General features: G+C 50.5%; 18 protein-coding genes and 1 tRNA gene. 10 read left to right on the top strand and 9 right to left on the bottom strand.

What is annotated here, in order from left to right:
- Positions 1–42: 42 nt before the first annotated feature.
- Together HPY86_05740 and HPY86_05735 are read left to right on the top strand one after the other, a co-directional pair.
- Complete coding sequence (locus tag HPY86_05740; GenBank protein NPV14415.1) at positions 43–1,164, top strand: glycosyltransferase; 1,122 nt, start codon at positions 43–45, stop codon at positions 1,162–1,164.
- A 4-nt stretch (positions 1,165–1,168) separates the two neighbouring features.
- Positions 1,169–2,233: a glycosyltransferase family 4 protein gene (locus HPY86_05735; GenBank protein ID NPV14414.1), complete on the top strand. Its 1,065-nt coding sequence runs from the start codon at positions 1,169–1,171 to the stop codon at positions 2,231–2,233.
- Here HPY86_05735 and HPY86_05730 read toward each other — a convergent pair.
- Genes HPY86_05730 through polA form a run of 5 tightly spaced genes read right to left on the bottom strand, consistent with a single transcriptional unit; the run spans position 2,205 to position 10,053 of the window.
- Positions 2,205–3,638: an O-antigen ligase family protein gene (locus HPY86_05730; GenBank protein ID NPV14413.1), complete on the bottom strand. Its 1,434-nt coding sequence runs from the start codon at positions 3,636–3,638 to the stop codon at positions 2,205–2,207. The genes HPY86_05735 and HPY86_05730 overlap by 29 nt on opposite strands.
- Before the next feature lie 3 nt (positions 3,639–3,641).
- A complete protein-coding gene (locus tag HPY86_05725; GenBank protein NPV14412.1) occupies positions 3,642–5,126 on the bottom strand; it encodes a flippase in 1,485 nt (494 codons plus the stop codon).
- A 4-nt stretch (positions 5,127–5,130) separates the two neighbouring features.
- The gene (locus tag HPY86_05720; GenBank protein ID NPV14411.1) at positions 5,131–6,357 is read right to left on the bottom strand and encodes a hypothetical protein; all 1,227 of its coding nucleotides are present in this window, start codon (positions 6,355–6,357) and stop codon (positions 5,131–5,133) included.
- 54 nt (positions 6,358–6,411) lie between these two features.
- A complete protein-coding gene (gene wecB / locus HPY86_05715; protein ID NPV14410.1) occupies positions 6,412–7,494 on the bottom strand; it encodes a UDP-N-acetylglucosamine 2-epimerase (non-hydrolyzing) in 1,083 nt (360 codons plus the stop codon).
- Between the two features lie 54 nt (positions 7,495–7,548).
- Positions 7,549–10,053: a DNA polymerase I gene (polA, locus tag HPY86_05710; GenBank protein ID NPV14409.1), complete on the bottom strand. Its 2,505-nt coding sequence runs from the start codon at positions 10,051–10,053 to the stop codon at positions 7,549–7,551.
- Positions 10,054–10,201: 148 nt separating this feature from the next.
- On the opposite strand from polA, the gene HPY86_05705 reads away from it, so the two are divergent.
- From HPY86_05705 to HPY86_05680, 6 genes are all read left to right on the top strand, one after another.
- Positions 10,202–10,759, top strand: coding sequence for a hypothetical protein (locus HPY86_05705; protein NPV14408.1), 558 nt, complete (start codon positions 10,202–10,204; stop codon positions 10,757–10,759).
- An 84-nt stretch (positions 10,760–10,843) separates the two neighbouring features.
- Complete coding sequence (locus HPY86_05700; GenBank protein ID NPV14407.1) at positions 10,844–11,419, top strand: flavodoxin family protein; 576 nt, start codon at positions 10,844–10,846, stop codon at positions 11,417–11,419.
- A gap of 8 nt (positions 11,420–11,427) precedes the next feature.
- Positions 11,428–13,671: a TonB-dependent receptor gene (locus tag HPY86_05695; GenBank protein ID NPV14406.1), complete on the top strand. Its 2,244-nt coding sequence runs from the start codon at positions 11,428–11,430 to the stop codon at positions 13,669–13,671.
- Between the two features lies 1 nt (position 13,672).
- The gene (locus HPY86_05690) at positions 13,673–14,482 is read left to right on the top strand and encodes a DUF4249 family protein (protein ID NPV14405.1); all 810 of its coding nucleotides are present in this window, start codon (positions 13,673–13,675) and stop codon (positions 14,480–14,482) included.
- Positions 14,483–14,539: 57 nt separating this feature from the next.
- Positions 14,540–15,568, top strand: a complete 1,029-nt coding sequence (locus HPY86_05685) for a class I SAM-dependent methyltransferase (protein NPV14404.1) — start codon at positions 14,540–14,542, stop codon at positions 15,566–15,568.
- Between the two features lie 15 nt (positions 15,569–15,583).
- The gene (locus HPY86_05680) at positions 15,584–16,864 is read left to right on the top strand and encodes a PDZ domain-containing protein (GenBank protein ID NPV14403.1); all 1,281 of its coding nucleotides are present in this window, start codon (positions 15,584–15,586) and stop codon (positions 16,862–16,864) included.
- Here the strand turns inward: HPY86_05680 and HPY86_05675 are convergent, their stop codons facing one another.
- The 3 genes from HPY86_05675 to HPY86_05665 form a co-directional block, all read right to left on the bottom strand.
- Positions 16,865–18,856, bottom strand: a complete 1,992-nt coding sequence (locus tag HPY86_05675) for a hypothetical protein (GenBank protein ID NPV14402.1) — start codon at positions 18,854–18,856, stop codon at positions 16,865–16,867. It lies immediately after the preceding gene.
- A gap of 8 nt (positions 18,857–18,864) precedes the next feature.
- Positions 18,865–19,677 carry a hypothetical protein gene (locus HPY86_05670; GenBank protein ID NPV14401.1) on the bottom strand — a complete coding sequence of 271 codons (813 nt, stop codon included), beginning with the start codon at positions 19,675–19,677 and terminating at the stop codon, positions 18,865–18,867.
- Between the two features lie 9 nt (positions 19,678–19,686).
- Positions 19,687–19,762, bottom strand: a tRNA-Asp gene (locus HPY86_05665).
- 97 nt (positions 19,763–19,859) lie between these two features.
- On the opposite strand from HPY86_05665, the gene HPY86_05660 reads away from it, so the two are divergent.
- Both HPY86_05660 and HPY86_05655 read left to right on the top strand, forming a co-directional pair.
- Positions 19,860–20,405, top strand: a complete 546-nt coding sequence (locus HPY86_05660) for an HDIG domain-containing protein (GenBank protein ID NPV14400.1) — start codon at positions 19,860–19,862, stop codon at positions 20,403–20,405.
- Between the two features lies 1 nt (position 20,406).
- On the top strand, positions 20,407–21,279 hold the full coding sequence (locus HPY86_05655; protein ID NPV14399.1) for a glycine--tRNA ligase subunit alpha: 873 nt from the start codon (positions 20,407–20,409) through the stop codon (positions 21,277–21,279).
- 41 nt (positions 21,280–21,320) lie between these two features.
- On the opposite strand, the gene HPY86_05650 is transcribed toward HPY86_05655, so the two are convergent.
- Complete coding sequence (locus tag HPY86_05650) at positions 21,321–21,905, bottom strand: hypothetical protein (GenBank protein ID NPV14398.1); 585 nt, start codon at positions 21,903–21,905, stop codon at positions 21,321–21,323.
- Between the last annotated feature and the right edge of the window lie 5 nt (positions 21,906–21,910).

Genomic DNA, 21,910 nt, shown 5'->3' with positions numbered 1-21,910 from the left:
CCGATGACTTCACCCCCCAGCACTAAGCCAAAACTGGCGATATTGACCACTGTGCTCCGCGCCGATTTTCACAACCAGTTGCAACATTTTAAAAAGTTCGAAGTGTGGCATCTTTATCATCGTTGTGCCAGTGACATTTCCCAGAATGAGTTGGGAAGCCGAACCATCCGCTTCCGAAATTTAATCGACCTGATTTTAAAACTGGCTCGGCTGAAGCCGGCGCTTATTCAGGGCGGCGAGCCCTATGACATTCCCACGCAGTTCTCTTTAATCGTCGCAACGCTCATCGGGAGTTCAATTCTGGGTGTTCCTTACTACTTCCCCACATTCGAAAACATCCCACCCGAAACAAAGTTTTCACGCATCTATCGGTTCGGTATTCCCCTGAGTCCCCTTTTAATTCCCTTTATAAAATGGCTTGCCCGAATATATGCCGGGCGGGCACTGGTGATATTTGCCGTTAATGAAGGGGCAAGAAAAAATATGGCTTCTTTAAACTGTCACCGAGAGAAAATTAGCAACTTACTTTATGCCACCTGGGGGGTTAACACTGAACTTTTCACGAACCAGATTCAGGGCAATGAACCTAATATGGGACCCAACGGCATACTCTTTGTCGGACGCTTAATTGAGCAAAAGGGAATCCTTGTTCTGCTTGAGGCTTATAACAAAGTTAAAAAACAAATCCCCGATGCCCAACTTTTTATCATCGGTGAAGGACCTCTAAAAGATAAAATAAACCAGCTCGCAAATTCAATGGGCTTAGCGAATTCAATCCACCTTTTGGGAACAATCTTAAACCAGAATTTGCCGCCTTACTTCCGCGCCGCGCGGGTCACTGTCACACCTTCAATCGCCACCCAGCGCTGGGCGGAACAGGTAGGAATGGTGAACATCCAGAGTATCGCTTGTGGCACGCCGGTAATATCAACTTTTAGCGGCTCTATTCCTGAGTTTGTGATTGATGGCGTGACCGCAATCCTTGTACCGGAACAAAACCCGGAGGCATTGGCTGATGCCATCGTCAGGGTGTTATCCGACCAGCAACTGCACAACCACCTTTCTCAAAACTGCCGTTCCTATGCCGTAGAATATTACGATGCCCGAAAAAACATCGATAAGGTTGAAACAGTCCTCTGGAACCGTCTATTCGGGAAGATTTAACCTTATGAAGATGTTATTCAACGCCGCCTTCAACACAAAATTGAAAGTCGGCATCTCATCATACATCCAGCGCATAATTCCAGAACTCGCTCGGCTGTGTGAGCTGACAATCCTGACGCCCGACCCGGAAATATTTTCCGCTTATGGAAAAACTATTAAACTCCCCGAATTAGTCCGCACCAACCTCAGCCGCACAAGATGGACACTAACCAAACTTAACCACTACTGCACAAAAGAGTACGACATCTTATTTTGTCCTACACCGGTAGTTCCAGTTTTCCCGAGACTGCCGACCATTGGTGTGGTCCACGACCTGATCCCTTTCAAAATGCGTCAATTTCTACCCCAGAAAGAAAAACTGTCCTTCTGGCTTGGTTTTCAGAGCCTTCGTTTTGCCTGGAAGATAGTTACCGTATCAGAAGCCACCAAAAAAGACCTGACAGAGATGAAAATCTTGCCGCCGCATCGCATATTTGTTGCCCATAACGGACCGGGTGTCACTCCCACCACAACCGACTACGATTTCGGTAAACAGTTTGTTCCCTATGTTCTCTATGTGGGCAGCCATGCCCCGTACAAGAATACGCGCCGTTTAATTGCCGCTTTTGCGCAACTCAGAACTTATCCAGAACTAAAACTTGTCCTTGTGGGCGGTGACACCAAACATCAGCTTGATTTTGCTCATGCGCAGCTCAAACGGTACAACTTACAGTCCCGGGCATTTGTTTTCAGTGCACTGGATGAAAATAGACTTTCCAGTCTTTACCAACACTGTACCCTATTTATCACCGCTTCACTTTACGAGGGGTTCGGGCTACCCGTACTCGAAGCGATGTTGCACGGTGCACCAATTGCCTGTAGCAACACCTCCAGTTTGCCGGAAGTGGCAAATGGCGCTGCGGTATATTTTAATCCGCTTTCGGTAAAAGATATCGCCGCCAAAATTCAATCCCTCCTGGATAACGCGGCACTTAGAACCAGATTGAGCACAATCGGAAAAGAGCGCGCCCGCCAATTTACCTGGGAGAAAACTGCCCGGCTTATCTTGCAGTTTGCCCAGCAATCCTGAGCGTCCGATACCTCTTCTTTAACGCCCAAAAAGAAGATGAAAGCCCAATTAGAATTATCAACAGAGATAACGCTCCGGGGTTGTAAGTAAATGCGTCCACCAAGCCGTGAACCATAAATGTGATAATACCAGCGCTCAAGGCGATTCCTACGGTCCTTGCATCGTGCGGTAAGGACTCATCAAATTTAGTGGTATACGAGCGCACTACTGCCCCAACCAGCATTGCGAGAAATGCCAGTGCTCCAAAAAACCCAAGGTCGGCAAAAAATTCTAAGTAGATATTATGGGCATTAAAAGGTAAACCCATCGCGGTTGAACTCGGAAAACGGTACAGGTGCTTTACGAATCGAAAGTTTTCCATCCCCACCCCAAGTAACCAGTTGATTTTCCCAATCTTCCACGCATAATGCCACAATATAAACCGACCCGCCAACGATGGGTCAAACAGTGTCGTCTCGCTAACCCGGGTAAAAACCAATCGCCGGGCTAAATCCCAGAAACTCAAAACAAATAAAACTGCTGCCAAAACGAGAATCAGTTTAAACGACCGGGAGACAATTAAAACGTACAATAGCGCCAAGCCAAAGCCCAACCAGGCACCCCGGGACTTTGTCAGAACCAGCATCGCCATTAAGATAAAAATTACCACCCCGAGCGTAATTCTATCCAAAACCGACTTTCCCTGCAGTACAAACACTAAAGCCATAATCCCGGCAACCGCCGCGATGCAACCCCAGGCGTTGAGGTTAAGCCAGCCAAAAGGCGTCAATACCGATTTTGACCCAAAGTCACTACCGACCCCCCCGCGCCATGCCAGTCCGAATATCCCCACGGTGCAAATAACGGTGGAAAAAATTATTATCCGCAATACCTTGGCAATCTCTTTTTCATCTAATTCCATTTTCGCCCCCAGATATCCAATCGCCAGCAACTCAAGCATTAATACGGTCGTCGGTAAAAGCGTCGGACCCTGCCATCCTCTATTGTAAGCATTGACAAACGAAAAGATAATTACTGCGGCTAATGTCACAATCGGTATTCGCTCAAGTTGGGAAAGGGACCTGAAACTAACCCTTCCTTTTGCCCAGGGGGTGGTATAACACAAACCCAAGAGAAGCAATACTATTGGATAAAAAGCGAACCGCTGATATGATGGCGGCAAAAACGCGGCACCGACAACCGGCACCAGTGCCGCAAAGTAATATAAAATTCGCAAAGTGTTACCAACTAATAACGCCCAGATAAACAGTTGCATCGGCGCCAGCACCAGTACGACAGCAAGCTTTTCCATCCCCAGAATGCTCAATACTATAAAACTACCGCACAGTAAACCTTCACCAACTAAAAACCACTTAATTGGAAATGAATTCAACTTTTGACGTTCGAGGGATTGGCTCTGTTCCATCAATTAATTCTCCTGCCTAACCCTTTTCCCTATCAATTTCTCGATAAACTTAATATCGTTTTTCGAAAAGACACCGGTGAGCATCAGCAAAAAGGCATAAAGCACCACTCCAACTAAAACCGCGGCCCAGATGTTGTACCGCCCTAACAACCATGCAACTACTACCGCCAGCACCAATGTCGCAATTGCCCTAATAAGTATCGACAGAAAGCTGCCTACAGTAACCCGGTATGGTGTCCCTAAATGCCTCAACCATAAATACAGTACTCCGGCAAACTCTGCGGCGGTAATCGAAACCGCGGCACCTATCGCACCGTATCGAGGAATCAAAAGAATATTCCCCAGTAAATTAACCCCGAGTGATAAACCTGACTGTATGGTCATTTCCGAAGCACGATTAATGGCAATGAAGTAATTAGAAAGTATTGAACTAAAACTGGCGGCAACACTCCACCAGACCAGAATCATAAATGGTGTAACCGCCGCATTGTATTTTGTTCCGTACAGTAAGAAGACAATCGGTTTCGCCAGAAGCGTTCCGAATCCTCCAACCGGCAGCGTAAGAACCGTAATATACCGCAATGCCTGTTTTAAAACTTCACTTAGCCGCGTGGGGTCCGCTACATACAATCGGGAAAAAAATGGGTAGATACTTGCTGAAAAAGAAAGGGTAATGAACAGTGTACCCCAGACAACCCGAAATGCCGCGCTGTAAGCGCCCACCGCCTGGTCCCCACTAAATTTGGTGAGAAATGTGGTTCCGTTCCAGTAGTAAAAAGAAACCAAAATTATTGCCAACCCGATAGGTAATGCTTCTTTCAGCACCCTCCACCAGCGCTTGATATGAAAATCGAAAGCGGGGCGAATTAGCACATAAGCCGCGCCCGCAGCAAACAACACCGAAACCAGACCGGCAAGAACATAAAGCCAGGTATAGCTCTCAACCCGTGCCGGACCGGTGCGCAGCACAAAAACCCCGGCGACCAGAACCACCCCTTGCAAAATTCGACTCAAAGTGGTGAAATGCATCTTTTCCACCCCTTGAAACACACTGGCAAAATAGGTAGTAAAAGCGGTCTGAAGAACAAAAATTGTCGCGATATAGACAACCCGGATTTTCTCGTTGTCCAGGTTCATCAGATTAACCACCGCGACAATCAATCCGATGACCAGTAAAGTGGCAACGAGTTTAATTGTCAAAGCAATATTAACCTGTCGTCGACCTTCAATCCGGTCTCGGGCAAGTTCACGGGCACTTACCACACCAAGCCCGAGGTCTGAAAAGACCGACCACATCGTCACAAAGGTGGTGGCAAAAGATAATACACCAAACTGTTCGACACTTAAATGGCGTGCGGCAACGAGATAAAAAACAAACATCATCGCTTTGTTCACGACATCAGCGATGGCAAGAAATAATGTGTTCTGGATTATGCGCCGGCTGGCACTGACCGGATGATCAATCTCATTCTCGGCCGGTAAACCCACTTTACTATTTTCTGCGGGACCGAAACACGCCCGTGAGGTGACCCACCATCTGCCTTAACTCTTGGCCTAAAATCCACCATTTCTGGTACTCATCGGGCTTTTCCCGGTGCAGGTATTCAAAATATTCAATTGTAAACGCCAGCATCATGCCCGCCAAAAGACTGAAAACGAACGCAGCGATTGTCAGGACGCTGCGCTTGGGAGAACTGTGACGCTGAGGTGGGACCGCATAGTCGAGTACCGTCAGGGTCGGCGCATCCCGTGCCTCAAGAATCTTGGCGTATTCCAGTTGTTGCGAGAGCATCAGATAGGTTTCTTCCTGAATCCTATAATTGAGGTAGCGCCGGGCAAATTCGGCACTCACCTCAGGTAGATGGGCAAAGGCAACGGCAAACCCAACCCCGAAACCACCTTTCCCATTCCCCTGTTCCAGACGGCGTAACTGGTCCTCAAAGGCTTTTGTCTCTCGTTGGAGAGAAAGAAAGTAGGGGTTGTCATCGCTGGCAACACCGCGCACCGCTTCCAGTTCCGCCTCTTTAAGATATGCCTGGGATTTGAGTCGGGCATAGGCGTCGATTGCTGCCCGGGTCTCATCATCCACCGCCACTATCTTATGACGCGCCTGATATACCTTCAAAGACTCCTGCACGACCGCAAGTGTACTTTCTGCTTCGGCTAACCGGCGCTCCAGAAACACCCTCATGTTTCTGCCCCGACTGATGTTTGAAGTCCGCAGAAAACTGTCCAGTTCTGCAATATAGGCATTGGCAATTTTCGCCGCTAAGTGGGGCGTTTTGGCTTCAACGGTAATCCGAACAATCCCCTCATCACCAACGCCGATTTTGGTCATCCCCTTCAGCTGCTTACGAACCTCTTCAGTCTTGGTCGGTTTGATTCGGTAGTAATAGGCGATGCTGCATTGCTCTGCCACCCGGTCCATAATTGACCGGCTCACAAGAATTCCCGCCATCAGTTCCGAAGCAGTGGGCGCACCTCCCAACCCGCCGACCCGCAGTTTGCTCAAACTGCTACTTAATCCCCCACCCAGAATACTTGTAAGCCCAAATATATCCCCTTCGTCACTTGGTGGTAACAGCTGAGCCGTAGCGGTGAATCGTCGGGGAATTACAAATGAGAGCGCCATCACCAGCACCGTTATTATGATGGTGTTAAGAACGATGAGTTTGCGCCACTTAATAATGACGCTCAGATAGTTAACCAGTTTGTTCACAACTGAAGTGTAAAAAAAGCACTCTACTTGTCAACCTGTGCCCAACCTGCCCTGTCATTGCGAGCCAGGTGCGCCGCAATCTCCGCGTGACACCAACGCCTTTAAAAGCAACTTTCGAATTCGTTGGGCTGCCCTGCCATCTCCATAAGGACTGCCCTTTCCCTGCATTCGCCGATAAGCAACGCGCGAACGCAACAACCTCTCAGTTTCCGCCACGACTCTCTTCGGGTCAGTTCCTACCAGTCTCGCAACCCCAGCTCTGACCGCCTCAGGCCTTTCGGTCTTGTCTCTTAAAATCAGCACCGGCTTACCAAGGGCAGGAGCCTCCTCAGTGATGCCACCCGAGTCGGTCATTACAAGATAAGCCTGCTCCATAACACGTACCAAATCCGGATAGTCCATCGGTGCCACCAGTCGAATGCGCTCCCTTTTTCCTAAAATCGTCTTAACCGGCAGCTGGACATTGGGGTTAGGATGAACCGGATAGACCACCTCGATATCGGGATTACGTTCCACCAATAACAAAATCGCTCGACAAATCGCCATCAGTGGCTTCCCAAAACTCTCCCGGCGATGCAGTGTCAGCAGCAAAACCCGCCGGCTACTTTGTTGCTGGCTTCGGCGTTTTTGCTTCTTCCGAATCCAGTACAGAGCATCAATTACCGTATTGCCCGTTACATAAACCCGGTGCGGGTCAACCCCTTCCTGCAAGAGATTTTGCCGCGCCCACTCAGTAGGGGCAAAATGATAATCGGCAATAGTTGTAATAAACCGCCGATTTGCCTCTTCCGGAAAGGGAGCATACTTGTCGTTAGTACGCAACCCTGCTTCAATGTGCCCAATTGGTATCTTCTGGTAATATGCAGCAAGCGCCGCGGCAAATGCGCTTGTTGCGTCTCCCTGAACCAATACCACCGCAGGTTTTTCCTTTTTCAAAACGGGTTCCAGTCGCCTCAACACTCGCACCGTCACATCGGTTAAACTCTGGTTTTCCCGCATAACACCAAGGTCGTAATCAGGTTTGATACCAAAAACTTTCAAAACCCGGTCAAGCATTTCCCGGTGTTGTGCCGTAACCACCACCAATGTTTTGAACAAACTTTTGAACCGCTTCAACTCCTGTATCACCGGCGCCATCTTAATCGCTTCCGGTCTGGTCCCGAACACAGAAAGAACTTTATGCGGTTTCACTTAATGCGCCTCACCCCAATTTCTCCCGACCCCAATCTCCACGACCAGAGGCACACGTAACCGCCACGCACCCTCCATCTCCATCTTCACAATTTCCCTGGCTTCATCGAGCCGCGCCTCCTCCACCTCGACAACCAGTTCGTCGTGAATCTGTAGAATAATTCCTCCTTCAAAACCCATTTCCCGCATCCGCCGGTCAATGGCAATCATCGCTTTCTTCATAATATCGGCTGCTGACCCCTGCATCGGCGCATTCAGTGCCGCCCGTTGCGCCGCCTCAGCAGTTTGACGGTCCGGACTCATAACCCCTGGTACCGGCCTTATACGTCCGGCGATTGTGCGCACAAAACCCTGGCGCTGCGCTTCATCAAACGCCCGCTCACGCCACTTTGCCACCCCGGGGAACTTACGGTAATACTCTTCAATGAACGCCCGCGCCTGCTCCACTGGAATGTCCATCCTTGACGAAAGTCCCCAATCCCCCATACCGTAAATAATTCCGTAGTTTACCATCTTGGCAATCCGGCGATGCTCTTCAGTTACCGCCTCAATCGGAATGTTCAATATCGCCGCTGCCGTTGCCACATGAATGTCTTCATCCTGTTCAAACAGTTCAATCAATCGCTCGTCTTCGGTAAAATGGGCGAGGATGCGCAATTCAATCTGAGAATAATCGGCTGAGATTAACACCATCCCTTCATCTGCAACAAACGCCCGCCGCACTTTCCGCCCCAGCTCGCCCCGAATCGGGATGTTTTGCAAATTGGGCTCAGAACTGGACAACCGTCCGGTACTTGTTCCGGTCTGGTTAAAATTGGTGTAAACCCGCTGCGTCTTTTTCTCTGCCAGTCCCCGCAGAGGATTAAGATAGGTAGAAATTAATTTATCCAGTTCCCGATAGCGTAAAACCTCCTTAACAATTGGGTGCGCCTCAACCAGTTCTGTTAACACATCAGAACCGGTAGAGTAGCCGGTCTTGGTTCGTCTGCCCCGCGGCAGTTTCAACCGCTCAAAGAGCACCTGACCTAACTGCTTTGGTGAACCAACATTAAATACGACCCCGGCTAAATCGTGTATCCTTCTTTCGACCATTTTCTGTTCTTCAACCAGCTCCTGTTCCAGTCGGGCAAGGAAGTTTATATCAATCTTAACCCCCCGCCGCTCCATCCGGGCGAGCACAAAAATAAGAGGCATCTCCAGTTCGCGGGCAACCGGCTCCAACCCCATCGCCTGAATCTGCGGTAACAGTGCCTGATAAATCTTATAGGCAAGCGCCGCCTTTTCTGCTCCACTATCGGCACGTATCGGCTGCCCTAAAATCTGGGCACTCACATCACTCACCTCAAACCGTTTCCGATTCGGGTCCAAGAGCCACGCGCCCACTCCAACATCAAAGAACGCGCCCAGCTCTTCAATTCCCATCTTCATAATCTCTTTTACCATCCCCTTCAATTCAAACCCGGCAAAGACCACATCTCTTGCCGAACCCAGCCGCACCAAAGCTTCTGGCTCCTGAATCGGCACACACAGCGCCGTTCTATCCGGGCCGTAAACCCAAACCCCTTTATCGCGCTCAAAAAACAGTCCACAAACCCGATTCGTTAAAATCTGGGCCAGCGGTTCAGTTCCAAACTCCACCACCTTTAAACCCTCAAACTCCCCATTTCCGGAAACTTCATTACCCGTGAGTTCCTGTAAAAGAGAATTGAACTCAAGCCGGCGATAAATCTCTACCAGCTTTTCCCGGTCCATTTCTTTCAACTTCAAATCTTCCCAGTTGAACTCTACAGGCGCATCGCACCTGATAACCGCTAGTTGCTTACTTGTCTTTACCACATCCTGATAACTCTTTAACCGCTCATCACGCTGCAGCGCTTCGTCCAGTCCGCCGTACTTTAACAGAATATCAAGTGCCCGTTTCGGCCCGACTCCGGGAACTCCGGGAATATTATCAACTGTATCGCCGGCAAGGGCTAAAAATTCCGGTACTTGCTCCGGACTCACACCCAGCTTCTCCTTTACCTCCGCTGGGGTCAAAAACTGCTCCTTCCACGGGTCATAGACCTTTACCCTTTCGTCCACCAGTTGAAGCAAATCTTTATCAGAGCTCACCACCACTACCTCAATCTCCTGCTCTTTACCCTGCTCAGCGATGGTACCGATGACATCATCCGCCTCCACCCCCGGCACCTCAAAAACCTTAACGCCCCAGGCTTGAACCATCTCCTTAACCACCGGAATTGACGCTTTCAGTTCATCTGGAACCTTGGGTCGCTGTGCCTTGTACTCAGTAAAGAGTTCTTCCCGGAATGTTTTACCCGGAGCATCAAAAACCACCGCACATAAGTCCGGTTTCAACTCCTTAATTACCTTGCGAATGGTATTGGCAAATCCAAATGGCGCCGAAGTGTTCTCGCCCCGAGAATTTCGCAACGGATTCCGGATAAAAGCAAAAAAACTGCGGTATAACACCGAATGTCCATCAATCAGAACAAGCCGTTTCACAACTCATCAGTATATCCTTGATAGAACAAAAGACAAGAATTAGCAACATTGCCGAATAGTCCAGCGACGCTTAAGCCGGACCCCTTCTCTACCTGTTAACTCTGCGCTCTCATTGACTTCGGCAACAGGCTTATTTAACATTTTTGCTATGGAAAGCCCGTTCTTAAACCTGTGCCTTATGCGCCGCTCAGTGCGTAAGTTCAGCGAGCGGCCGGTCGAAAGAGAGAAATTAGCGCTCTGCCTTGAAGCTGCGCGCATTGCGCCCTCAGCCGACAATGGCCAGCCCTGGCGGTTTTTGGTGTTTGACGACGCCGCAAAGAAGCAGGAACTGGCTCAAGCCGTTTTTAAAGGGGTCTTCGCCGTATCAAAGCATTTTGCCCGGGCACCAGTGCTCGTCGCACTGCTATTAAAAGAAAGTTTTGTCATCAACCGTCTGGGCGGCGGCACTGCTGGTACACCGTTTCAATTCATCGATGCCGGAATCGCCGGTGAACATTTCGTCCTTGCCGCAGCCGAGCAGGGGTTAGGAACCTGCTGGATTGGCTGGTTTGACACCCGGGCACTTTTAAAGCATCTTAAACTCGGTCCGGGATATCGAGCGGTTGCTTTAATTGCGGTAGGCTATCCGGCTGAAGAGTTAAAACTCCGTACGCCCAAGCGCAAACCCATTGAGGAAATTGCCTTCTGGAACACCGCACCGAAGTAGCGGCGCAACCAGGGGTCGTATTCCTTGACAGCAAGAACTCGGCGTAAGATAATATGAAACTAAATATCTATGGAGGAAATTGTTATGACCGCAAAGAAAAAAATTTTAGTTCTTGAAGGTAGCCCGCGGCGGGGCAATACTGAAATTGTCACCGACTGGGTACTTAAAGGACTGGGTAAAAAGGGGGTCGAGGTTAATCGTCTCCGGGTGTGTGACTTGAACATCAACGGCTGTCAGGAGTGTGAAGGCTGCCTCGACTACAAAGACAAAGCCGGCTGCCAGCAAGAAGATGATATGCTTGAAATTTACGACCTGATGATTGACAGCGACTTAATCATCTGGACCAGTCCGATTTTCTGCTGGGGTATTACCAGCCAGCTCAAGGCGGTTGTTGACCGCTGTTTTGCCCTACTGAACGGCGAAAACCTCCTGAAAGGAACTAAATGGGCGGTGGTTTTGACTGCTGGAGGTGACCATTTCGACGGTGCCGACCTTGCCGTTGAAATGTTCCGGCGATTAGCCGAGTTTGGTAAGGTGAATTACCTCGGACAATTTGTCGCCATTAACTGCTCCCGTCCCCAGCAACTGAAGAAAAACCGTTACTTTGCCACCGAAGCCCAGCGCTTTGGCAAAGAACTGCGCGCGGCATTAATCAAGTAGCCGTCAGGGTGCATTTCTCACTAAAACTACTGTCCTTGGGGCTTGGAATAGCCTTTGCGCTATCTTCCGGTATTACCGGTGCTATCAACGGCTTTGTCCGGGACAAATCCAGCGGTGAGCCACTCGGCTATGCCAATGTCGAATTGAAGAACACCGGCATCGGCACCGTCACCAACGCTAAGGGCTATTTTTACCTTGGTGATGTACCCGCGGGTGAGTATCAGTTGGAAGTATCGTTTATCGGCTACGAAAACCTTAAAATGAAGGTCACGATATCCAGCGGGAAAGTTTTAACCCTGAACCTTGAACTCAAACCCGAGCCGGTACCGGTAGGCGAGGTCAAAGTTACCGCGGAACGGGCACGCTTTGAGCGCGAAGTTGAGATATCCGCCACCCGGCTTGACACCCGGCAACTGGTCATCACACCCCGTCTCGGTGGTGAAGTAGATTTATTCCGCACCGTCCAGCTCCTGCCCGGAGTCATCACCGTTTCCGACTTCTCAAACAAACTTTACATCCGCGGTGGTTCACCCGACCAGAACCTCATTCTTCTTGATGGCATCACCGTGTACAACCCATCCCACCTGTTTGGCATCTTTTCCCCTTTTGTACCCGAAGCGGTTTCTGATGTCACCCTGTTTGCCGGCGGGTTTGGTGCAAAGTACGGTGGCAGACTTTCCTCGGTCCTTGATGTCACCACCCGCGAGGGCAACTCCAAAACCTACACCGGCTCTGGCTCAGTTTCCGTCATCGCGGCCAAAGGGATTGCCGAAGGACCACTACCTTATGGCTCGTTTCTCATCGCCGGTCGTCGTACCTATCTACCTGACTTAATCTTGAAGGCGTTCGATGTTGAGGGCTTGGGTTACTACTTCTACGACCTGATGGGCAAAGTAAACTATATTCCGGGTGAAAATTCCCGTTTTAGCCTTGCCGGACTGGCAGCCGAAGATGTCCTCTCTTTCTGGGACCCATACAACCCCAACACCTTCAAGGCAAGACTGCCCTGGGGCAATCGTGGTATCTCCCTGAAATGGAACGCAATCTTCACCCCAATTTTCTACGGTGAAATGATGTTTGCCTGGAGCAACTTCTTCTCCCGGTTTGATGTTGACTTTGTCAGTACCAGCGATATCACGATGAAAACCGACCTCACCAGCTGGACCCTAAAGGCCGATTTTACCGCTTATCCCGCAGACCAGCACACGCTCAGCATGGGACTTGAGGCGCAGGCAAACCGGATGGGAATGAACATCAAGTTTGACACCTTCAACTTAAACTTCCCCGACACCCTATTTCCCCTCGCCGTGTACCTTGAAGACAAATGGGAAATTCTGCCCGAAAAACTTTTTATCAAACCGGGCTTGCGCATCTCCTACTACTCCAATGGTAACCGCTTTGAGCCTGAACCCCGCCTCGGCATAAAATTCCGACCTGAAAAGAACACCGCCCTCAACCTCTCCATAGGCAGATTTACCCAGCCTCTTGTTACCCTGAACTCAACCGAACCTATCCTATCCATCTACGATGTGTGGGTCCCGGTTCCGGAAAACCGGAAAACTCCCACTGCCTATCACTACATCGCCGGCATTGAGCACTGGTTAAATCCACAAATCATCCTCCAGCTCGAAACCTATTACAAAGACTACGACAACCTCCTTGAAACCCGCTACGGTGACTTCTTCACCCCACCGGAATCACTCCTATCCGCCGATGGCTACTCCTGCGGTGCCGAACTTCTCCTGCGTAAAACTGCCGGTAAAATTAGCGGCTGGCTTGCTTACTCATTTATGTGGGCCCGACGTTCAATTCAAGGCGAAACCTACTTTCCCCATTACGACCGGCACCACAACCTTAATCTTGTTGCCACCACCCAGATTATCCCATATCTTGACCTGACCCTGCGCTGGACTCTGGGTAGCGGTTTACCCTACGCCGGCATTGTCGGCTACTACCCAAAACAGATTGAAAAACCTGGTGGCGGTACCGAACATCGCTGGGAGTTCATCAGCGGCTCCCGCGACGCCTTCCGCTATCCAATATACCACCGTCTTGACCTCGGTTTGGAAACAACCGTACCGAAACGGCTGGGTAAACTTGAACTCAGTTTCTTCCTTGATGTCATCAACCTCTACAATGCCAAGAATGTCCTCCTCTATTACTGGGATGTCTCTCCTTCCGGACTGCTCGAACGCCATCAGGTTAATATGTTACCAATTCTGCCCACACTCGGATTCAGGGCGAAATTCTGATATGCGCTACGGCACTATTCTTTTTATAACCCTTCTCCTCCTGCTTGGTTGCGAAACCCCGCCCGGTGAAAAGTTTGCCCCCCAGCTGGTTCTCCATTGTCTCCTTCATACCGGCAGCGCGCCCATCCGGGCAAATGTCAATCGTTCCTATAAAGTGGATGAACCTTACAACCCGGTATTCCCTGATGCCGCAATCCGTGTTTGGTCCCGGAACCAGCAATGGCAACCCTCCTATATTACCGAAGGCCTGTACCAGACCTCCGAATCGGTACCGGTGAACGAAGGCGACACATTTCACATCATCGTTACCCATCCCGATTTTGACACCGTCTTCGGCAAGACTGTGGTCCCGACCGGGTTTAATATCCAATTTCCCCATCCCGGAGACACTGTATCAATCAACGACTCAATGGTCTGGACCAGAAGTCAGAACTGCCGCGGCTACTACATGGCTTTCCATCGAATTGAACTTGGTGACACCTTTTATATCGACCTCCTTATCTCCAACGACTCCTTTGCCCCAAACTACGACTCCAGTCGGGTCAAACTTGCCCGGATGTTCTTCTTATATCTTATCGCACCCCCTCCTGACTCACCCCCAAAACCGTGCACTCTCCATCTCTGGGCACTGGATACCAACTACTTTAACTGGGTTGCCAGTGGTGGTTTAGTTGCCGGTGGGCAAACGATTCCGGACTCAACCCGGCTTTTGGGCGGTCTGGGTGTTTTTGGCTCGGCGGTGGAACGGACCCTTCCGGTATTTGTCCGCGCCGATACCGCCCTTTTCCCCCCACGGCGCAAACCGCGGTAGAAACCCGCCGACAATTATCTTGACATCAGCCGATAGCAGGTTATTATAACTGCGAATATGCCGAAAAAATACACTGTTATTGAAACCTGGATTGTAAATGAAGTAAAACCGGTCGAATCAAACAGCGCCGAGCAAACTTATGAACGACTGGAAAAGGTCGCGGGAACATTACCGGTTCTTGATGTACCCCAGAACCTTAACGAAGAAAGCCACTTCGTTGATGAGGCACAAATTCGTGATTTTGTTGCCCATCTTGGGGGCGCCCGTCAGGTCCTTGATATCGGCTGCGGCGATGGCTGGCCCTTGCTCCGCATCGCTCCATTTTTTGAATCGGTAACCGGCATCGATGCCGCTGAGCGCCGCGTTGCCACCGCAAAAGCCCATGCCGAAAAACTGGGGTTGAAAAATGTCGCGGTCAAGAAAATGTCTGCCCTTGCCCTTGATTTCCCGGACGAATCATTTGACGGCGTCACCGCGGCATCCGCAATTGAACAGACCCCGGACCCTTATCAGGCGCTGCGCGAGGTGTTCCGGGTGTTGAAACCGGGCGGCAAACTTCGAATCTATTTTGAAACATACGCTGCGAACAGTAAAGGTGTAACCGAACAGGTGTTTGTCAGCGAAACCAGCGAAGACCTCGGTTATCACTATGTTTTGAAACACTCCAGCCCGCCCTGGGAACGGAGTTACCTTGTAAAATTTTCATCCTCGCCCGAGATGAAAGAAGAGTTCCGGAAACTCAAAGAGCTCATTGAACGGCTCGGACCGGTCCCGACTCAGGCGCCCGAAATCGGGCTGGAGTTTCTCCAGCGCAATCAAACCCAAATCACCGGCGGTTCCTGGTACGAACTGGAGCACTTCACCAGTACAACGATGAAACAGACCCTGGAAGAGATTGGGTTCACCGATGTTCGGATTTGCTATTCTGCCGGCACATTTGCCCGCAAAATCTGGCCCAGAATCGGCATGGATGGGCTGAACGCCATCCAGCTAAAAGACCTGGCGCAGGCGCTGGCTGAACTCACCGCAACGGTTGAGACATCTTATGTAGACGGTGAGCCAATTACAGCGACCAAACCAGAATAAGTCAAAGGAGGCGAGATGAGAAAACGATTGTTAGCCTCAACCCTATTGATGATATTAGCCGCTGGTGCTATTTTGTTAATCGCCGGCTGTCGCCAAACTCCGCCGGGTACGCCTTTAGGCAGCACCTACAGTCTGATCGACAAACCAGAGGTGTGGAAAGTTCCGGCAAAAACCATTGCCCAACTCGCCGGTTTAAATGCGGGCGATGTTATCATCAGTTATGACGAAAACCCTGTCCCCGACCTGAACGCCCTGCAACAGGCAGTTGCCGGAGCAAAAGACAAGACCGGCACGGTTAAACTGGTTGTAATGCGGAACGACAGGGAAATCACCCTTGAAGCGAAACCCGGAGAACTGGGATTTATACCCATCGCAATGCGCTACTCCGCCAGTCTGGCAAAGGCACTTGAAGATATAATGGCACACTTTGGCCAGGTCGGATATTATGATTGGCTTGCCGGACTGACTACCGAAAGTTTCTCAATCAATGTACTGGACGAAGACTGCGGCTCCTGGGGCTACAACGGCACCGCCGAAATCTATCTTGAAGACCTGGAGAATTTAACCGGGCTCTCGGTAAAGACCCTCTGGCGGCCAACCGAAAATGAAGAAACCCTCGATGAGAAATCCACGGCGTTTCTCCCCCTGATCAAAGACGCCCTCAACCGCGGGGAAGCCGTACTTGTCTGGGGTGGTTGGTCCCAGAACCCTTATCTCTGGGGTATTGCCACCCGATTTAGTACATCTGACTCGACAGTCTACGGCTACTCGCTTGGCACAAGCCAGGAACAGCCACTCGCTCTTGAAAAGGTTCAGGCGGTTTACGAAGTAAAATGCCGGGGCAAGGTTAGCCCGGACCCTGCTGACCTGTTAATTGCTGTCCTTGACAAAGCGCTGGAACAGGGGCTGGCTTCAACCGAATCCGGCTGGCACTCCGGTCTTGAAGCCTACGACATCATATTGAAAAAGTTAAGCCAGTTTCCAGTGTGCCCGGAAGGACCTGATATCAGCACCGAACATTTTTACCGCCTGGTCTGGACCCTGATCGCCAGCAAAGAAAGCGCCAATCGCCTCCTTGAAGATATGAAAGAAGCGCTACCGGAAAAAACCGCTCTGCTTGACGAAGCGATGGCACGCAACCGGGCAATCATTGGCAAACTCGAAGGCATCGCCGCCACCCATCTCCCGCTCAACAGCCTTGAAAACCAGCAAAAACTGGCACGCAGCATAATAGAAATTCAGGCAATAGAAAACGACCTGCTCGGGCTTTACGAAGAGATTATCGGCGAGCTGTAATCACGGCCCGCTATCATAAATATCGTCGCACTCCTCGTTCCAATCGTGCAGCCAGTTGTTGCGCCGCAAAAAATCCGGGTCTAATGGGCTGTTGAATAAGGCGATACAGTACTTTGCCGAGTAGGCAATTTCATTGTTGATTATCGACGGGCTACAACTCCGCACAGTAACGATACCCATTGCGCCGCCCCCGCTTCCATAAACTATCCGGCACCGGTCCAGAATCGAACCCTGCCCGCCCAGCGGTCCAAAATCAATCCCGCGCCACGCTCCAGGCTTGGCGCTATCGCCGGTAAAGACTATCGAATCGCCTTCACCAATTGCCACCAGTTTCCCGGGACCAACCTCACCAATCCGCAACCCGGAATTTGCGGCAAAAATTAGTGTCACCCCGGGTCCAATTGACAGCATCGGGCTAAAACTTGAACCAACCTCAACTATTCCGTTAATCCGATAAGGTGCCTGATGATTAAGCCACACCTCATCGTTCGTTATCGCCCCGGCAACAACATCAATATAATCCTGACCATTGTCATAAAAAAGATTGCCCGAACCCAAACTCCCCACATAAGGCGCCTCAATCCGCAAAGGCGTTAGCGCGCAACCGGTAATTGTATTAAACCCAAACTGATAAAACCCGCAGTTAAAAAGATAAATCCCGGCGGATGCGCTATTGGTAACCCTTGTGCCAACAATGTTAATCGGCGCATAACCGATTATCGCTGCTACACCATTCCTGCCTGCCCGGTCAACAATACAACTCTTCAACAAAGTCTGGCTCTGGGTCGCATTCCAGAACTCAAACCCCTGCCAGTAACCATTAAAACCGGTAAAGGTAATTGCGCCATAAGTCCCATCAGCAACCAGCCTGCCCGGCTTGCCCGTGCCAACGCGCAATCTGACCGAGTCGGCAAAAAGCAGAGAACAACCCGGCGCAATGGTCAAAATCGGGCTTGAGTCACCCGCAACTGTCACCGTGCCTGTAACAAAATAGGGCACACCCTGATTTCCCCAGATGCCTGACACTAAAACATCGCCACCCCGAATCTGGACGAAATTTGACCCATTGTTGATTAAGGTATTGTTATCACCGACTGTTCCTGCGACTGACGCATCCACCACCATTGGAAAACCGCTACAACCGGTAATAACATTGTTGTTGAACCGGGCAAAAGCCCTGCCCTGTGCAAACACCCCGTCCCCAGCACAATTACGCAATGAACAGTTCTCAACTTTAATCCGGGCATTGTTCACGGTCAACAGTGCACCCTTGCCCTCTTCAATTATACAGTTCTTGAGAATACAGTCCGCAGACCGGGCATTATTCATAAACCACAACCCCTGCCACCGCTCTCCTGCAACTGCGCTCAAAAACCGGATTGGGTTTCGCGCCTCACCCTGCGCCCTTAAACCGCCACCATCACGACTCCCGACCACAATCCTCGCATCCGGCGCCAGCCGCACCTCAACTCCAGGCTCAATTGTAACCACCGCCTCAACCATCAAATCGCCATAAACATAATGGGGACCCTGTGCCGCAGTCCACACCTGGTCAGTTCCAACCGTTCCCTGATGATGTGTGCCTGACCAGGGGTATGTTATCAGTTCCACCGCTTCAGAACTGTCGCAATTACCCGCCCGGTCATAACCGACCGCAAAAATTGTATGCTCACTACCCGCAACTAAACCGGAAACATCCCAGACAAACTCAAAAACCGAATCTCTCACCCGCGTCGCTTCACCCTGCAACGAATCGTCAACCAAAAAGTCAACCTGCTCCACCCTTCGATTATCGGTCGCATAAATTGTTACCGTGACAACACCCGAAACCGTATCACCCGCTTCTAAAAAACCGATACGCACCTTGGGTGGGGTTTTATCCGGTCCTGGACAGAAAACAAAAACCGCTACCAGCCCAACCAACAACACGACACAGAAGCCAAACTTCGGCGTCTCTGCTCTCACTCCGTTCTGCTCTTCTGCGCTATTCACCTTCTGCTCTATCCCCACCGCTTCCCAACCGAATGAACCTGCCAGCCTTCATCATCCTGCCTCTTTAAATAAATCTCCATCCCCCGGCGCTGCTTCAGTACCCGGCGCCCTTTATAATAGGGCCAGGGCTTGAAATCCAGCGCCACCAGCGCCACCGAACCAAAAACCCGCACCATCCCGAACTCACAGTAAAGCGGCATAAACGGAAAAATCGGCTTTCCCTTGATTACATCCGGACTCTGCCAGACCACAGTATGACCCTCGATATTAACCGGCGCCTCCTCAACCCGATTGTGCTGAACCACAACAATCGTCTCGGGCAGACTAACCTTACTCAGTTTCAACCAGCCCTTGCCTTCGGGCGAGAGCAAAAACTCCAGTGCCATTTCTGCCACCGCCCGCATTGCCAGCGTCTCACTTCTCCCATACTGAAAAGACTGGTTCAGGATATTGGAAACCCAGGCAAGCTCCCAGCCCGAATCGCTGTAAATCCAGCTCTGGTAAAGATACTCGTATTCGTCCTCACCATCAAAATAGGCATAAATTGAAGCGTGCCCACCCAGCCCTTTTGTATCAATTACCTTACTTTTTATCCGTACCAACCTTCGACCCTGGCGCCACTTTTGAACCGCCGAATCAAACCGGCTAAACTCAATCTCGCGCCGAAACACCGGCACAAACAGCCGATATGCGGTGCGATGGTCACCATTCAACAACGCCGCACTAAACTGCTGCACCTTCAGTTCCAGTTGATACTCCGGCTTCGGTTCAACCGCCAAAAGCAGCCCGGTGAATAAAAAAAGGGGAAGGGTGAACTTCATAAAATCAAGCGGGCCCGACCAGATTTGAACTGGCGATCTTCGCCGTGACAGGGCGACGTGTTAAACCAGGCTACACTACGGGCCCGTATAGGTAATAATAATACAAACTTTCCCCCTGTCAACATACGCACAATTGACACTCGCACCGCAACCAATATAATCTAAATAAAAAGGAGGAAATCTTGGACCGCGAAACCGCCTGGAACCTGGTAACCAGTTCGGTGAAGAACCAGAACTTAATCAAGCATATGCTTGCCACTGAAGCCTGCCTGCGCGCCCTTGCCCGGCGTCTGAACCAGGACGAAGAAAAGTGGGGGCTTGCTGGACTCCTGCACGACCTTGACTACGAACAGACCAAAGACGACCCCACCAGTCATTCCCTTGTTGCCGCCCAGACCCTTGCCAACCATGGCGTTGACCCTGAAATCGTCCAGGCGGTAAAAGCCCATTCCGGCAATGTGCCCGCAGTCTCTTTGCTTGATAAAGCGATTGTCGCTACCGACCCGGTAACCGGTTTAATCGTTGCCGCCGCCCTGATGCACCCGACCAAAAAACTCGCCAATGTTGACACCGACTTCATCCTGCGCCGCTTCAAAGACAAACGGTTCGCTGCCGGCGCCAACCGCGAACAGATTCAAACCTGCTCCGAACTCGGCTTATCCCTTGAAGAGTTCTTAACCATCTGCCTCCAGGCGATGCAATGCATCGCGGGCCAGCTCGGGCTATAAAATGTCCGCGCCTCTCACCTTCCAGGAAATCATCCTTCGGCTCCAGAACTACTGGGCAGAACAGGGCTGTGCGATTCTCTCGCCCTACAACTCCGAAGTCGGTGCCGGCACCTTCAACCCGGCAACCTTCCTGCGCGTTCTGGACTCCAAACCCTGGAATGTTGTTTATTGCGAACCGTCCAAAAGACCGCGCGACGGCAGATACGCCCAGAACCCCTTACGGGTCCAGCAGTTCTGGCAACTCCAGGTAATACTCAAACCGGCACCCAGCGATGTCCAGGACCGCTACCTCAAAAGCCTTGAGGCAATCAACATCGACCTAAAGAAAAACGACATCCGCTTCACCGAAGACGACTGGGAATCACCCACTTTGGGTGCCTGGGGTCTGGGCTGGCAGGTCGAACTCAACGGCATTGAAATCACCCAGTTCACCTACTTCCAGCAGTGCGGCTCAATCGACCTCAAAATCATCCCGGTCGAACTGACCTATGGCTTGGAACGGATTGCGATGTTCATCCAGAATGTCAACTCCATCTTTGATGTCCGCTGGAACGACCATCTCACCTGGGGCGATGTCTATCGCCAGAACGAAGAAGAGTTCTCAAAATACAACTTTGAAGAAGCGGACATTGAACTGCATCGCCTCCTCTTTGACCGCTTTGAGGCTGAGGCACAAAGGCTCCTCAAACTCGGGCTTGTCTATCCCGGTTACGACTGCGTCATAAAATGCTCCCACTACTTCAACATCCTCGAAGCACGGGGCGCCATCAGCGTCTCCGAACGACAGAACTACATCGCCCGGGTCCGGCGCCTTGCCCGCCTCGCCGCCACCACCTACCTCAAAAAAGCCGAACCGGAAAGCACCGAAGGTTAACAACCGGTTAACTGCGTAAATTCCCTTAACAGGATTTAATACTACTTTTTTACTTTCCGTTTTTTAGACCTGTTTATATTGGGCCATTGCCACAACTCTTCAATTTCTATTGGACAGGAATATCGTTTTTCTGCTTTGGCAATACTGCGGAAGTATTTTATAATTTCTTTATAGTCCTCATACCCTATATCTTTGATAGCCTTGACCCTATTTTTTTCTCCCATAATTACATCGTTTTCACCATATTTTTCCTTGATACCTTCAAAGAGTCCGTTATCAATCGGCGGATGAATCCATTTGACCAAATCGCGGCGACCTTCACCACCTATATAGACACGGGTTTTCAGATACACATTTATCAATTTCGCCGCCCATCCGAATGACAACCTTATATTGAATTTCTGGCGAGCTTTTCGGACAATCTTTTCGGCACTCTCCTTATGCCAATTATCGAACTTTTTTCGAGTAATGCGCTTGTCGAGAATCTCTTCATAATTGGGGATGTTGATAAGATCGTAAACCTTCTCCGTTTTTTTAATGGGACAACCTGACCTTGTTGCGGAAACCGCCGCCCATTCAGCAAAAGTCCCGACTATCTTTTCCCGAACTGTTTCCTGTGTCTTCATTCATT

This window comes from candidate division WOR-3 bacterium (assembly GCA_013177935.1).
Taxonomy (GTDB): Bacteria; Hydrothermota; Tepidihabitantia; order Tepidihabitantales; family Tepidihabitantaceae; genus Tepidihabitans.
This window is presented reverse-complemented; position numbering and strand designations above follow the sequence as displayed.

Coding starts and splice junctions, on each gene's coding strand:
- HPY86_05670 (NPV14401.1), bottom strand. CDS start 19,677: ATGAAGTTCACCCTTCCCCTTTTTTTATTCACCGGGCTGCTTTTGGCG.
- HPY86_05700 (NPV14407.1), top strand. CDS start 10,844: ATGACCGCAAAGAAAAAAATTTTAGTTCTTGAAGGTAGCCCGCGGCGG.
- HPY86_05735 (NPV14414.1), top strand. CDS start 1,169: ATGAAGATGTTATTCAACGCCGCCTTCAACACAAAATTGAAAGTCGGC.
- HPY86_05705 (NPV14408.1), top strand. CDS start 10,202: ATGGAAAGCCCGTTCTTAAACCTGTGCCTTATGCGCCGCTCAGTGCGT.
- HPY86_05730 (NPV14413.1), bottom strand. CDS start 3,638: ATGGAACAGAGCCAATCCCTCGAACGTCAAAAGTTGAATTCATTTCCA.
- HPY86_05685 (NPV14404.1), top strand. CDS start 14,540: ATGCCGAAAAAATACACTGTTATTGAAACCTGGATTGTAAATGAAGTA.
- wecB (NPV14410.1), bottom strand. CDS start 7,494: ATGGCGCCGGTGATACAGGAGTTGAAGCGGTTCAAAAGTTTGTTCAAA.
- HPY86_05650 (NPV14398.1), bottom strand. CDS start 21,905: ATGAAGACACAGGAAACAGTTCGGGAAAAGATAGTCGGGACTTTTGCT.
- HPY86_05680 (NPV14403.1), top strand. CDS start 15,584: ATGAGAAAACGATTGTTAGCCTCAACCCTATTGATGATATTAGCCGCT.
- HPY86_05655 (NPV14399.1), top strand. CDS start 20,407: ATGTCCGCGCCTCTCACCTTCCAGGAAATCATCCTTCGGCTCCAGAAC.
- HPY86_05690 (NPV14405.1), top strand. CDS start 13,673: ATGCGCTACGGCACTATTCTTTTTATAACCCTTCTCCTCCTGCTTGGT.